Genomic DNA, 12,737 nt, shown 5'->3' with positions numbered 1-12,737 from the left:
CCTCCCGCCGGGGCCACTCCCGGACGTGTGATCCAGCCCATCGGCTCCACCGGTCCCAACGGGCGTCGTACGCGGCCGGTTCCCGCGTCACCCGTCCGGCGGTCCCCGGGCCGTGAGCGACCCGATGCACTAGGTTGCCGGGGTGCCCCCGCCCGCGAAGCAGCCCGCCAGCTGGGTCTACGCCGAGCAGTTCACCGCCGAGGACGAGGTGCTGCAGGACGCCCGGGCCCGCGCGGCCGAGCTGGGCTGCGAACCGGTCTCCCCCGGTGTGGCGGCCGCGCTGACGGTCCTGGCGGCCACCGCACGGGCCCGCACCGCGGTGGAGGTCGGCACGGGCACGGGCGTGTCCACGGTGAGCCTGCTGCGCGGGATGGCCCCGGACGGGGTGCTGACCACCATCGACGTGCACGGGGAGCGCCAGCGCGCCGCCCGCGAGGCGGTCGCCGACGCGGGTGTGCGCACCAACCGCGCGCGCATGATCCCCGGCCGGGCGCTGGAGGTGCTGCCGCGGCTGACCGACGCCGCCTACGACCTCGTCCTGCTCGACGGCGACGAGCGCGAGTACTCGGCCTACGTGGAGCAGGCGCAGCGGCTGCTGCGCCCGGGCGGGCTCCTGGTCGTCGACGACGCCCTGTGGCAGGGGCGGGTCGCCGACCCCGCCGCGCGGGACGCGTCGACGGTCGCGCTGCGCGAGGTCGGGCGGGTCCTGGCGGAGGACGAGCGCTGGGTCTCGGCGCTGCTGCCGGCCGGCGAGGGCCTGCTGCTGGGCGTCAAGCGCGCCTGAGCCGGCCGCCCGGCCCCGCTCAGGCCAGCGACTCCAGCCAGCGCAGCAGCAACCGCGCCCCGAACCCGGTGGCGCCGCGGTTGACCTCGTGCTCGGCGGCGTCGGCGCGCCCGGGCCCGGCGATGTCCAGGTGCGCCCAGCGGCGCCCACCGGTGAACGGCTGCAGGAACTGCGCGGCGAGGATCGTGCCGGCCCCGGAGCCGGGCGCGGTGGCGACCTGCCGGGCGTCGGCGACGTCCGAGCGCAGCAGCTCGGCGTACTCGGGCACCAGGGGCAGGCGCCAGACCCGCTCCCCCGAGGCCCGCGCCGCGTCCTCCAGCTGCGCCGCGAGGTCGTCGTCGGTGGCGAACAGCGCGGCGTGCCGCTTGCCCAGGGCCAGCGGGGCGGCGCCGGTGAGGGTGGCGACGTCCACGAGCACGTCCGGCTCCAGCGCGGCGTGGGCGTGGGCGAGGGCGTCGCCGAGCACCAGCCGCCCCTCGGCGTCGGTGTTGTTGACCTCGGTGGTGCGTCCCCCGTGGTGGTGCACCACGTCGCCGGGGCGGTAGGAGGAGCCGCCGAAGGAGTTCTCGGCCAGCGCCAGCAGGCCGGTCACCCGCACGGGCAGCCGCAGCCGGGCCGCGGCGGCCACGACGGCCAGCACGACGGCCGCGCCGGTCATGTCGGTCTTCATCGACACCATCGACTCGCGCGGCTTCAGCGCCAGCCCACCGGTGTCGTAGGTGATGCCCTTGCCGGCGAGGACGACGTGCGGGGCGCCGGCCGCGGCGCGTCCGCGCGGGCGGTGGCGCACCTCCACCAGGGCCGGCGGGGACGGCGACCCGCCGCCCACGGCCAGCAGGCCGCCGAAGCCCTCGCGCCGCAGCTGCGCCTCCTCGCGCACCCGCACCGCCAGGCCGTGCTCTGCGGCGGCGGCGCGGGCCTGGTCCACCACCCAGGCGGGGTCCTTGAGGTTGGAGGGGGTGGCTGCGAGGTCGCGGGCCAGGACGGTCGCCGCGGCCAGCGCCTCGCCACGGCTCACGGCCGCGGGGGGGACGTCGCCCACGAGCACCAGGCGGCGCTCGGCCGGCTCATCCGCCGCCCGGGCCCCGGCGACCGGAGGGGCGTACGAGGCGAGCAGGAAGCCCTCGACGACGGCCCGCACGCCCTCGGCGCCGACGCCGTCGGCCAGGGTGGTGGCGACGTCCCCGGTGGGGCCCGCGGCGCGGGCCAGCGCGGCCCCGGCCCGGCGCAGCGCGCCCGGGGAGGAGTCCGCGACGCCCAGCACCAGCAACCGGCGGGGCGAGCCGGCGGGAGCCGGCACGGGCAGGCGGGTGCTGCGGCCGGCCTCGCCGGAGACCTCCTCCGCGGCGCACAGGGCGGCCAGGTCGACGCCGTAGCGCACGGCGGCGTCGGCGGCGCCCGGGCGCGGCTGCACGCCGTCCTCCCCCGGTGCCACCGGCACGGCGAGGACGTCGCAGCCGGTCAGGTCCGCCCCGGCCAGCGGACCGGGCACCAGGTGCACGGAGGGCGGGCTCCAGCGCCGCAGCTCGGGCTGCGCGGCACGCACGGGACCGGGGTGGGGAGTGCTCACGGGGCGTCCTGCCTGCTGTCGACGACGGGCCTTGCGACGGGTCCGCGGCACGGCGCCGCGGGTCGGGGCGCCGCGGGACGGGCACCTCGCGGCGCCCGTCCCGCGGCCGCGCTCCTCAGCCGACGACCGAGGTGATGGCCTCCCCGAGGGCACCGGCCTCGTCGGGGGTCATCTCGACGACGAGACGGCCCCCTCCTTCCAGCGGCATGCGCAGGACGATGCCGCGCCCCTCCTTGGTGACCTCCAGCGGACCGTCTCCGGTCCTCGGCTTCATGGCCGCCATCGGCGTGCGTCCTCTCTCGTGGTCCTCGTGCGCCCGCCGGTCGCGACCGGGTGCCGCGGCCGGGGTGTGTGCCTCCATCATCCCCCACGGGACCCCGTGTCGTGCGCCCGGGCACACCGGACGATCACCCGGACGCCCCGCGCGCCCCGTCACGGCGGCCAATCCGCCGGCGGGGAGAACCGCCACAGCCAGGCCGTCCACACGACCTGCAGGGCCAGCGAGGCCAGGACCCAGGCGCCCAGCGCCCCGCGGCGGCGGGGGTGCAGGCCCACCAGGCCACCCAGCGGGAACAGCAGGACGAGGTAGCGGAACAGGCTGGTGAACGGGTCCAGCACCAGCAGCAGGTACCCGACGTACGCCAGGCACCACGCGCGCAGGTCCGCGCCGAGGACGGCGGTGCGCCGGCCGAGCAGCCACGCGGTGTACGCGACGACCGCGGCCACGAGCAGCACGGGGCCGGCGACGGCGCCCAGGACGTGCTGCGACACGTCCCACCAGGGCCGCAGCCAGACGACCTCGCCGCCGCTGCGCCAGGCGCCCATCGTGGCGGTGTAGGCGTCGGCGCGGCCGGTGAGCAGCCACGCCGCTGCCGGCCACAGCAGCCCGGCCGCCCCGGAGCAGCCCAGCAGCACCAGGGCGCGCAGCGCCTCGCGCCCGCTCAGCACCGTCCCGCGGCGGTGCCCCGCCCGCGCGCGCAGCAGCAGGTGCACCAGCACCACCGCCGACAGCGGCACCGCCACCGGCCGGGTCAGCCCCAGCGCCAGGGCCACCGCACCGGCCGGCAGGTACCGCTGCCGCTGCAGCAGCAGCAGGAACGCCACGAGCAGCGCCAGCGCCGGGCCCTCGGTGTACGGCACCTGCAGCACCACCGAGGGGGGCGAGACGCAGAAGAGCACCGTCGCGCTCCACGCGCCGCGGCGGGCCGCGCCCGCCGTGCAGCGCGCCGCCAGGGCCCGGTGCAGCAGGGCGTGCACGCCCACGGCCGCGGCGGCCCCCGCCACCAGCGAGACCAGGGAACCCGCCCACGCGAACGGCAGGCCCGCGGCCACCAGCAGCCGGGCCAGCAGCGGGGCCAGCGGGTAGAAGGCCAGCTCCGACTGCACGGGGTCGCCGTCCGACCCCAGCGGCACCGCGTCGGGGTAGCCGTCCAGCGCGATGGAGCGGTACCAGGTGGCGTCCCACAGCACCAGCAGGTCCGCGTAGCCGGGGTCCTGCGGCGTCCAGTCGCTGGGCTGCTGGAAGCGCGCCACCTCGGCGAGGACGAACGCCGAGAACAGCCGCGCGAGCGCGTAGACGACCAGCACCCGCACGGCGGCCGGCAACCGCAGCCAGCGCAGCACCAGCCGCTGCCGGACCCACCGCCGCCGCACCCCGGCCCCGGCGGACCGGCTGGAGCGGGCGGGTGCCGCGGCGCGGCCCGGTGCGCTCACCGGCGCCCCTCCAGCTCGGGGCGGGCGGCGCGCAGCACCGCCTCGAAGGCGACCCGGCCCAGCAGGGCGGGCAGCGGGCCGCCGAGGGTGGCCAGCAGCGCCAGCGCGCGCGGGCGCACGAGGATCCGCTCGCTCCACTCCACCCGCGCCCGGCCGGGCCCGTCCTCGCGCACGACCAGGTCGACGACCCCGCCGAGCACGGCGCCGACCTTGCGCACCCGCACGCGCCCCTCGCGGCCGGGGGCGGGCGGGGTGCGCGAGACGACGACCATCTCGTCGTCGAGCACGAGCGGGCCCAGGCGGCTGACACCGGCGAAGCGCTCCCCCGGCTCGCCCGGCGTGCCGCCGCGGCGCTGGACCTCGGTGGCCGGCACCCACGCGCTCTGCCGCGGCCAGTCGGTGAGCACGTCGAACACGCGGCCCGGCTCGGCCCGCACGTCGGCGCGGGCGGTGAAGACGACCTCCCCCCGCCGCCGGGGGCTCAGTCCTCGGCGCTGCGCCACGCGGCGAGCTCCTCGTCGCGCTCGCGGATCTCCTCGCGCAGCCGGTCCAGGACGGCGTCGACCTCGTCCATCCGGTAGCCGCGCAGCGCCGTGGAGAAGCGCACCTCGTCCACGTCGGCGGCCAGCACCGGCCCCTCGGGCAGCCCGCGGAACGGGCGGGTGCTCGTGGCCGGCCCGAGCGCACCGCTGACCCGGCCGGTGGCGACGGCGGCGACCGCGCCCACGGCCAGCAGGACCAGCACGAGCAGCGCGATCGTCACGGCCGGTCCCCGCCGGGACCGCCGGGCAGCTCGCCGCGGCGTTCGCGGGGCAGGTCGCTGGGGTAGTCGGCGAAGGTGCCGACGATCTCCGAGCTGGGCAGCGAGACCCGCTCGCGCGGAGCCAGCTCCAGGTGGTCCAGGGCGTCGGCGGGGTCGTCGGTCCAGTGCACGACCTCGAAGACGAGGGGGCGGGCGAAGCGCCGCTCGACGAGCCCCTCCAGCCAGGTGCGCAGGCCCGCGTAGTGCCCGTCGAGGTCCAGCACGGCCAGCGGCTTGGTGTGCAGGCCGATGGTGCGCGCCACCCAGATCTCGAACAGCTCCTCCAGCGTGCCCAGCCCGCCGGGCAGCACGATGAAGGCGTCGGCGCGGGCGTCCATCTCCGCCTTGCGCTCGCGCATGTCCTCGGTGACGACGAGCTCGCTCAGCCCCTGCGGCGGCAGCTCCAGGTCCATGAGGGCCTTGGGCATGACCCCCGTGGTGCGGGCGCCGGCGGCCCGGGCGGCGGCCTCGGCCGCCCCCATGACGGAGGTCCCGCCCCCGCCGTAGACGAGGTCGTGGCCGCGCTCGCCGATGAGCCGGCCGACCTGCGCCGCGAGCTCGACGTGCCGGGCGTCGATGCCGCCGGAGGCGCTGCCGTACAGGCAGATGCTGCTCACCTCAGGCCACCTCCCCCGTGCCCAGCAGCCAGCCGCGCAGCACGGCCAGGCAGCGCTCGAGCTCGTCCACCCGGCAGCGCTCGTCGTCGGCGTGGGCGGTGGCGTTGTCGCCGGGGCCGTAGTTGACCGCGGGCACGCCGAGGGCGGAGAAGCGGGCGACGTCCGTCCAGCCGAACTTCGGCAGCGGCTCGGTGCCGGTGCGGCGCACGAACTCCGCGGCGGCCGGCAGGTGCAGGCCGGGGCGCGCGCCGTCGGCGGCGTCGGTGACGCGCACGTCGAAGCCGTCGAAGACCTCCCGCACGTGCGCCTCGGCCTGCGCGGCGGAGAACGCCGGGGCGAAGCGGTGGTTGACCGTCACGGTGCAGCGGTCGGGGATCACGTTGCCGGCGATGCCGCCGCTGATGCCCACGGCGTTCAGGCCCTCGCGGAAGAGGAGGCCCTCCACCTCCACCTCGCGCGGCCGGTACGCCGCCAGCCGCGCCAGGACGGGGGCGGCGGCGTGGATGGCGTTGCTGCCGCGCCAGGCGCGGGCGGAGTGCGCCGCCTTCCCCGTGGTGGTGACCTCCGCGCGCAGGGTGCCGTTGCAGCCGCCCTCCACCACCGCCGAGGACGGCTCCAGCAGGACCGCGAAGTCGGCGGCGAGCGCCTGCGGGGCGTTGCGCGCCAGGCGGCCCAGGCCGTTGCGGGCGGCCTCGACCTCCTCGTGGTCGTAGAAGACGAAGGTGACGTCCCGCTGCGGGGCGCGGCCGGCGGCGAGCGCGGCGGCGGTCTCGCGGGCCAGCACCAGCTGCACGGCCACTCCGCCCTTCATGTCGCAGGTGCCGCGCCCGACGAGCACGTCACCGTCGACGGGGTGCTGCTCGCGGCGCACCGGCAGGTTGGGCGGGTCGGCCAGCGGCACGGTGTCCAGGTGCCCGGCCAGCAGGACCCGCTCGGCGCGGCCCAGCCGCGTGCGGGCCACGACGGCGTCGCCGTCGCGCAGCACCTCCAGGTGCCCGCCCGGGCCGGCGAAGGAGCGCAGGGCGGCCTCCACCGCGTCGGCCAGGACGCGCTCGGCGCCGCTGACGGACTCGGTGTCGCACACCCGGCGGGTGAGCTCGACCACGTCGAGCGCGGGGTCGTCCAGGGCGGGCGCGGGGCCGGCGGGAGCGTGCTGCACGGGGGCGCTCGGGCTCGTGGCGGCGGGCGTCGGGGTCACGTCCCGAACCCTAGGCGCTGTCGGGCCGCCGGGTAGGGTCGCGGTCGTGAGCGAGCAGACCGGCACCCCCACCGACCCCTCCGGCAGCACGGCCGCCTCCCGGCGCGCGTGGGGGCACGGGCTGGCCACGGTCGCCGAGGACGGCACCGTGCTGGACGTCTGGTACCCGTTCCCCGCCCTCGGCGCGGCCTCCGCGGGCGAGGCCGGCCCCTACGGCGTGCCCGCCGAGCTCGCCTCCCTGGAGGACTCCGACCCGCACCGCCGGGTGCGCCAGCGGGTGGTCACCACGCAGATCGACCTGGACGCCCCGCCGGCGGACGCCGCCGACGCGTACCTGCGCCTGCACCTGCTCTCGCACCGGCTCGTCGCCCCGCACGGGCTGGAGGTGTCCGGGATCTTCGGCGTCCTCGCCAACGTGGTGTGGACCAACCACGGCCCGTGCGCGGTGGCCGACTTCGAGCGCACCCGGCTGGCGCTGCGCGCCAACGTCGGCCCGGTGACCGTGCTGGGCATCGACAAGTTCCCCCGCATGACCGACTACGTCACCCCGACCGGGGTGCGCATCGCCGACGCCGACCGCGTGCGGCTGGGCGCGCACCTGGCCCCCGGCACGACCGTCATGCACGAGGGGTTCGTGAACTTCAACGCCGGCACGCTGGGCACCTCGATGGTCGAGGGGCGCATCTCCGCGGGCGTCGTGGTGGGCGACGGCTCCGACGTCGGCGGTGGCGCCTCGATCATGGGCACCCTCTCCGGGGGCGGCAAGGAGGTCGTCTCCATCGGCCGGCGCACCCTGCTGGGGGCGAACTCCGGCACGGGCATCGCGCTGGGCGACGACTGCGTCGTGGAGGCCGGCACGTACGTGACGGCCGGCACGAAGGTCACCGTCCTGGACGAGGCCGGCGCCGCGCAGCGCACCGTCGCCGCGCGCAGCCTGTCGGGCGCGTCCGGGCTGCTGTTCCGCCGCAACTCCGTCACGGGCGCCGTCGAGGCGCTGGCGCGGCGGGGCGTGCGGGTGGAGCTCAACGCCGCGCTGCACGCCAACTGACGGCGGTGCCCGCCCGAGGTCCCGCACCGCGGCGGCTGCCGCGCTCGGCGGCGGCGGCGAACCGCCGTGCCCGTCGCCTGCGGCCCCTGGTGGCCGCGGGGGCGGCGCTCACCGTCCTCACCGCCGGTGCGGTGTGGCTGGTGCGCGACGAGGACGCGCCGGTGGTGCGCCAGCGCTGCACCGCGACGGTGGACGGGGAGTCCACGTCGCTGTCGCCCGAGCAGGCCCGGCACGCCGCCACGGTCGTGGGGATCGCGGTGCGCCGCGGGCTGCCGGCCCGCGCCGCGACCATCGGGATCGCCACGGTGATCCAGGAGTCGGGCCTGCGCAACCTCGACCACGGCGACCGCGACTCCCTGGGCCTGTTCCAGCAGCGCCCCTCGCAGGGCTGGGGGACGCCCGAGCAGGTGCAGGACCCGGTGTTCGCCACGAACGCGTTCTACGACGTGCTGGTGGAGGTCGACGGCTACCGCGAGCTGGAGGTCACCGACGCCGCGCAGCGGGTGCAGCGCAGCGGGTTCCCGCTGGCGTACGGCGACCACGAGCCGGAGGCGCGCCTGGTGGCCTCGGCGCTGACCGGGTACACCCCGGGGGGTTTCACCTGCCGGTTGCGGCAGGCGGAACCGGACGCGCAGATCGGCACGGACGACCAGCCCTCGCTGGCCGCGCAGCGCCTGCGGGAGGCGATGGGCACCGAGGTCGTGCAGGGGGAACCGCGGGTGGTGCCCGGCACGAACGGCAAGGCGCTGGAGTACGCCCTGGACGGCGAGGACGCCTCCCGGCTGGCGTGGGCGGCGGCGGGCTGGGCGGTGGCCTCGGCCGCCGAGCACGCCGTGGTGGAGGTCAGCGTCGAGGGCAGCACGTGGCAGCGCGAGCACTCCGGGCGCGGGTGGGTGCCGGCGGACACGGGCGTGCCCGCCGGCAGCGTGCGGGTGCGCGTGGCCTGACGCGCACCCGCGACGGGGTCAGCGGCCGGGGACGTCCACGTAGTCGCGCGCGCCCTCACCGACGTACACCTGGCGGGGACGGCCGATCTTGGTGGCCGGGTCGTTGATCATCTCGCGCCACTGGGCGATCCAGCCGGGCAGGCGCCCCAGGGCGAACAGGACGGTGAACATCTTCGTCGGGAAACCCATCGCCTTGTAGATGAGCCCGGTGTAGAAGTCCACGTTCGGGTAGAGCTTGCGCTCGACGAAGTAGTCGTCGGACAGCGCGATCTCCTCCAGGCGCATCGCGATGTCCAGGAGCTCGTCGCGCTTGCCCAGCTGGGACAGGACCTGGTCGGCGGTCTTCTTCACGATGGCCGCGCGCGGGTCGTAGTTCTTGTACACCCGGTGGCCGAAGCCCATCAGGCGCACGCCCTGCTCCTTGTTCTTCACGCGCGACACGAAGGTGTCGACGTCGTCGTCGGAGTCGCGGATGGACTCCAGCATGTCCAGGACCGCGGAGTTGGCACCGCCGTGCAGCGGTCCGGACAGGGCGTGGATGCCTGCCGAGACGGAGGCGAAGAGGTTCGCCTGCCCGGAGCCGACGAGGCGGACGGTGGAGGTGGAGCAGTTCTGCTCGTGGTCGGCGTGCAGGATCAGCAGCTGGTCCAGGGCCCGCACCAGCACCGGGTCGATCTCGTAGGACTCGGCGGGGTTGCCGAAGGCCATGCGGGTGAAGTTCTCCACCAGGCCGAGTCGGTTGTCCGGGTAGAGCAGCGGCTGGCCCAGCGACTTGCGGTGCGCGTAGGCGGCGATGGTCGGCAGCTTCGCCATGAGGCGGATCGTGGACAGCTCCACCTGCTCGACGTCGAACGGGTTCAGGCTGTTGGGGTAGAAGGTCGACAGCGCGCTGACGGCGCTGGACAGCACCGGCATCGGGTGCGCGTCGCGGGGGAAGGCGTCGAAGAACCGCTTGAGGTCCTCGTGCAGCAGGGTGTGGCGCTGGATCCGCTCGGTGAAGGCGGTGAGCTGCTCGGCGGTGGGCAGTTCGCCGTAGATCAGCAGGTAGCTGGTCTCGATGAACGAGGACTTCTCCGCCAGCTGCTCGATCGGGTAGCCGCGGTAGCGCAGGACGCCGGCGTCGCCGTCGATGTAGGTGATGGCCGAGGCGCAGGACGCGGTGTTGGTGAAGCCGGAGTCGAGGGTGACGAGCCCGGTCTCCTTGAGCAGGCTGGAGATGCCGAAGCCGGAGGCGCCCTCGGTGGCCGGGGTCACCGGGAGGTCGAGGTCGCCACCTGCGTGCTTCAGCGTCACGGAGTCCACCATGCGGCTGACCGTACTCGCCCGCGCGCGCCGCCCCCAACACCGGGGGCGGCGCAGCACGGGATGGCCTTCGTCACACCGTCTCCACGCCTCCTGCGCGGTCCGGGCGCACCCGGGCCCCGCTCAGCCGAGGTCGGCCAGGCGCTGCGGCACCTGCGCGACGCGCTCGTCGGTGGCGGTGAGCGCCACCCGGACGTGCTGCGCGCCGGCCGGGCCGTAGAAGTCGCCGGGCGCGACCAGCACGCCGCGCCGGGCGAGCAGGTCCACCGTCGCCCGCGCCCCCTCCCCCCGGGTGCACCACAGGTACAGACCGGCGCCGGAGGCGTCCACGCGGAAGCCCGCGCCCTCCAGCGCCCCGCGCAGCACCTCGCGGCGGGCGCGGTAGCGCTCGCGCTGGGCGTCGACGTGGGCGTCGTCGGCCAGGGCCGCGGCCAGGGCGGCCTGCACGGGCCACGGCACGATCATCCCGGCGTGCTTGCGCACCTCCAGCAGCTCGCGCACCAGGGCGACGTCCCCCGCGGCGAACGCGGCGCGGTACCCGGCGAGGTTGGACTGCTTGGAGGTCGAGTACACCGCCAGCAGCCCGGTGGTGTCCCCGCCGGTGACGCGCGGGTCCAGCACGGAGGGCACCACGGCGCCGCGGGAGGCGTCGTGCGCGGCGTCCCAGCCCAGTTCGGCGTAGCACTCGTCGCTGGCGACGACGGCGCCGTGCTCGCGGGCCCAGGCCACCAGGCGCGCCAGCTCGTCCACGTCCAGGACGGCGCCGGTGGGGTTCGAGGGGGAGTTCAGCCACAGCAGCCGCACCCGGTGGCCGGCGCGGCGGGCCTCCTCCAGGGCGTCCACGCCCCCGCCGCCCAGGTCGACGGGCACGGGCGTCGCCCCGGCGAGGCGGGCGCCGACGTCGTACGTCGGGTAGGCCACCGCGGGGTGGGCCACGGCGTCGCCGGCCCCCAGGCCCAGCAGGAACGGCAGCCAGGCCACCAGCTCCTTGGAGCCGACGGTGGGCAGTACGCCGTCGGGGTCCAGTCCGGGCACGCCGCGGCGGCGGGCGAACCACGCCGCCACCGTCCCGCGCAGCGCCGGGGTGCCCCACGTGAGCGGGTAGCCCGGGGCGTCGGCGGCCGCCCGCAGCGCCTGGGCCACCACCTCGGGGGTGGGGTCGACCGGGGTGCCGACGGAGAGGTCGACGATGCCGCCGGGGTGGCTCGCGGCCAGCGCCTTGGCGCCGGCCAGCGAGTCCCAGGGGAAGTCCGGCAGCGCCGCGCCGCGCCCGCGGCGCGCGACCGCCGGCGCGCTCAGTGCTCCCCGCCCTGCGGCGGCAGCGCGGCCACCACCGGGTGGTCGGCGTGGATCAGGCCCACCTTCGCCGCACCACCGGGCGAGCCGACGGTCTCGAAGAACTCGACGTTGGCCGCGGTGAACGCCGACCACTGCTCGGGCACGTCGTCCTCGTAGTAGATCGCCTCCACCGGGCACACCGGCTCGCAGGCACCGCAGTCGACGCACTCGTCGGGCTGGATGTACAGCGAGCGCTCGCCCTCGTAGATGCAGTCGACGGGGCACTCCTCGATGCAGGCCTTGTCCTTGAGGTCCACGCAAGGCTGTGCGATGACGTAGGTCACGGGTGTCCTCCTCCTCCGGCGCAACGGTCCGCCGGACGCGTCCTCCTAGTATCGCGGACGCCGCCGGTGCTCGCCGTCGGGGAGCGCGAGGAGGGTCCGGTGGACGCGGTCGAGGGCGCGGCGGGGCTGGCGCACGTGCTGCGCGAGCACGAGCTCGTGGTGGGCGCGCGGGTGGTGCTGCGCCACCGCCTGCCCGACGGCTCGGCGAGCGACGCCCTGGGCGAGCTGGTCGCCGCGGACGAGGCGTCCCTGGTGGTGGCGACCCGCCGCGGCGAGGTGCGGGTGCGCCGCGGCGACGTGCTGGCGGGCAAGGCGGTGCCGCCGCCGCCGCGCCGGCGCGGCGCCCCGCACGAGGCGCTCAGCACCGACGAGCTGGAGGCCGTGGTGGCCGAGCACTGGCGCCCCGACGAGCGGGTGGACCTGGGCGGCTGGCGGTTGCGGGCGGCGGGCGGCTTCACCGGCCGGGCGAACTCGGCCCTGGCGATCGGCTCGCCGGGGGTGCCGCTGCACGAGGCCGTGGCGGCGGTGGAGGGCTTCTACCGCCGGCGGGGGCTGCCGCCCCGGGTGGCCGTCCCGCACGCCGCGCACGTCGACCCGGACGAGCCCGCCCTCGCGCGCGAGCTGGCCGGTCGCGGCTGGGGCGTGGACACGCCGACCCTGGTGATGACCGCGGCGCTGGCCGCGCTGCCCGGCGCGGCCGGGGTGCCGCTGCCGGTCGGGTGCTCGGTGGCGAGCGCGCCGGAGCCGGACGCCGCGTGGCTGGAGCGCTACCACTACCGCGGCACCACGGCGGTCCCGCCGGCCGGGCGGCGCGTGCTGGTCTCCGCCGACGCGCAGGTGTTCGTGCGCGTGCTCGACGGCGGCGGCGGGACGGTCGCCGTGGCGCGCGGCTCGGCGAGCCCGGGCTGGGTGGGGCTCACGGCCGTGGAGGTCGCCCCGTCCCACCGGCGGCGCGGCCTGGCCCGGCGGCTGCTCGCGGAGGTCGCCGACTGGGGCCGGGCGCGCGGGGCGGTCTCGGCGTGCCTGCAGGTGGCGGCGGCGAACACCGGCGCCCGGGCCCTTTACGGGGCCGCGGGGTTCTCGGTGCACCACGCCTACCACTACCGGGTGCAGCACCACGGGTGACCCGCAGGA

At 77.1% G+C, this 12,737-nt stretch carries 14 protein-coding genes; 4 read left to right on the top strand and 10 right to left on the bottom strand.

Annotation, left to right across the window (positions count from 1 at the left end; genetic code table 11):
- Positions 1 to 142: 142 nt before the first annotated feature.
- Positions 143 to 784: an O-methyltransferase gene (locus ACRYM0_RS04285; RefSeq protein ID WP_432502402.1), complete on the top strand. Its 642-nt coding sequence runs from the start codon at positions 143 to 145 to the stop codon at positions 782 to 784.
- Between the two features lie 19 nt (positions 785 to 803).
- Here the strand turns inward: ACRYM0_RS04285 and ACRYM0_RS04280 are convergent, their stop codons facing one another.
- The 7 genes from ACRYM0_RS04280 to dapE form a co-directional block, all read right to left on the bottom strand.
- Positions 804 to 2,354: a leucyl aminopeptidase family protein gene (locus ACRYM0_RS04280; protein WP_432502404.1), complete on the bottom strand. Its 1,551-nt coding sequence runs from the start codon at positions 2,352 to 2,354 to the stop codon at positions 804 to 806.
- Between the two features lie 115 nt (positions 2,355 to 2,469).
- Positions 2,470 to 2,637 (bottom strand): DUF3117 domain-containing protein, encoded by a 168-nt coding sequence (locus tag ACRYM0_RS04275; protein ID WP_166611043.1) that lies wholly within the window; start codon positions 2,635 to 2,637, stop codon positions 2,470 to 2,472.
- A 149-nt stretch (positions 2,638 to 2,786) separates the two neighbouring features.
- Positions 2,787 to 4,067: a hypothetical protein gene (locus tag ACRYM0_RS04270; RefSeq protein WP_432502406.1), complete on the bottom strand. Its 1,281-nt coding sequence runs from the start codon at positions 4,065 to 4,067 to the stop codon at positions 2,787 to 2,789.
- Positions 4,064 to 4,570, bottom strand: coding sequence for an SRPBCC family protein (locus ACRYM0_RS04265; protein WP_432502408.1), 507 nt, complete (start codon positions 4,568 to 4,570; stop codon positions 4,064 to 4,066). Before ACRYM0_RS04265 ends, ACRYM0_RS04270 begins: the two co-directional genes overlap by 4 nt.
- Positions 4,549 to 4,830, bottom strand: a complete 282-nt coding sequence (locus ACRYM0_RS04260) for a DivIVA domain-containing protein (RefSeq protein WP_432502410.1) — start codon at positions 4,828 to 4,830, stop codon at positions 4,549 to 4,551. Before ACRYM0_RS04260 ends, ACRYM0_RS04265 begins: the two co-directional genes overlap by 22 nt.
- On the bottom strand, positions 4,827 to 5,486 hold the full coding sequence (locus ACRYM0_RS04255) for an LOG family protein (protein WP_432502412.1): 660 nt from the start codon (positions 5,484 to 5,486) through the stop codon (positions 4,827 to 4,829). Before ACRYM0_RS04255 ends, ACRYM0_RS04260 begins: the two co-directional genes overlap by 4 nt.
- A gap of 1 nt (position 5,487) precedes the next feature.
- Positions 5,488 to 6,645, bottom strand: a complete 1,158-nt coding sequence (gene dapE, locus ACRYM0_RS04250) for a succinyl-diaminopimelate desuccinylase (protein ID WP_432502436.1) — start codon at positions 6,643 to 6,645, stop codon at positions 5,488 to 5,490.
- An 85-nt stretch (positions 6,646 to 6,730) separates the two neighbouring features.
- Here dapE and dapD point away from each other — a divergent pair, with 85 nt between their 5' ends.
- Positions 6,731 to 7,732 (top strand): 2,3,4,5-tetrahydropyridine-2,6-dicarboxylate N-succinyltransferase, encoded by a 1,002-nt coding sequence (dapD, locus tag ACRYM0_RS04245; protein WP_432502414.1) that lies wholly within the window; start codon positions 6,731 to 6,733, stop codon positions 7,730 to 7,732.
- Positions 7,733 to 7,737: 5 nt separating this feature from the next.
- Complete coding sequence (locus tag ACRYM0_RS04240) at positions 7,738 to 8,679, top strand: hypothetical protein (protein ID WP_432502416.1); 942 nt, start codon at positions 7,738 to 7,740, stop codon at positions 8,677 to 8,679.
- Positions 8,680 to 8,697: 18 nt separating this feature from the next.
- Here ACRYM0_RS04240 and ACRYM0_RS04235 read toward each other — a convergent pair whose 3' ends face one another.
- From ACRYM0_RS04235 to fdxA, 3 genes are all read right to left on the bottom strand, one after another.
- Positions 8,698 to 9,984 (bottom strand): citrate synthase, encoded by a 1,287-nt coding sequence (locus ACRYM0_RS04235; protein WP_432502418.1) that lies wholly within the window; start codon positions 9,982 to 9,984, stop codon positions 8,698 to 8,700.
- A gap of 120 nt (positions 9,985 to 10,104) precedes the next feature.
- On the bottom strand, positions 10,105 to 11,280 hold the full coding sequence (dapC, locus tag ACRYM0_RS04230) for a succinyldiaminopimelate transaminase (RefSeq protein WP_432502438.1): 1,176 nt from the start codon (positions 11,278 to 11,280) through the stop codon (positions 10,105 to 10,107).
- Positions 11,277 to 11,603 (bottom strand): ferredoxin, encoded by a 327-nt coding sequence (fdxA, locus tag ACRYM0_RS04225; RefSeq protein ID WP_432491972.1) that lies wholly within the window; start codon positions 11,601 to 11,603, stop codon positions 11,277 to 11,279. Before fdxA ends, dapC begins: the two co-directional genes overlap by 4 nt.
- A 99-nt stretch (positions 11,604 to 11,702) precedes the next feature.
- Between fdxA and ACRYM0_RS04220 the strand changes: the two genes are divergently transcribed.
- Positions 11,703 to 12,728 carry a GNAT family N-acetyltransferase gene (locus ACRYM0_RS04220; RefSeq protein ID WP_432502420.1) on the top strand — a complete coding sequence of 342 codons (1,026 nt, stop codon included), beginning with the start codon at positions 11,703 to 11,705 and terminating at the stop codon, positions 12,726 to 12,728.
- Positions 12,729 to 12,737 lie beyond the last annotated feature (9 nt).

It is taken from the genome of Kineococcus arenarius subsp. arenarius (assembly GCF_050871845.1).
Taxonomy (GTDB): Bacteria; Actinomycetota; Actinomycetes; order Actinomycetales; family Kineococcaceae; genus Kineococcus.
The sequence above is the reverse complement of the archived record's forward strand: the minus strand, read 5'-3'. Positions and strand labels throughout refer to the sequence as shown.

Bases quoted from the DNA above. Each gene is read 5' to 3' on its own strand.
- ACRYM0_RS04275 (WP_166611043.1), bottom strand. From the start codon at position 2,637: ATGGCGGCCATGAAGCCGAGGACCGGAGACGGTCCGCTGGAGGTCACC.
- ACRYM0_RS04235 (WP_432502418.1), bottom strand. From the start codon at position 9,984: ATGGTGGACTCCGTGACGCTGAAGCACGCAGGTGGCGACCTCGACCTC.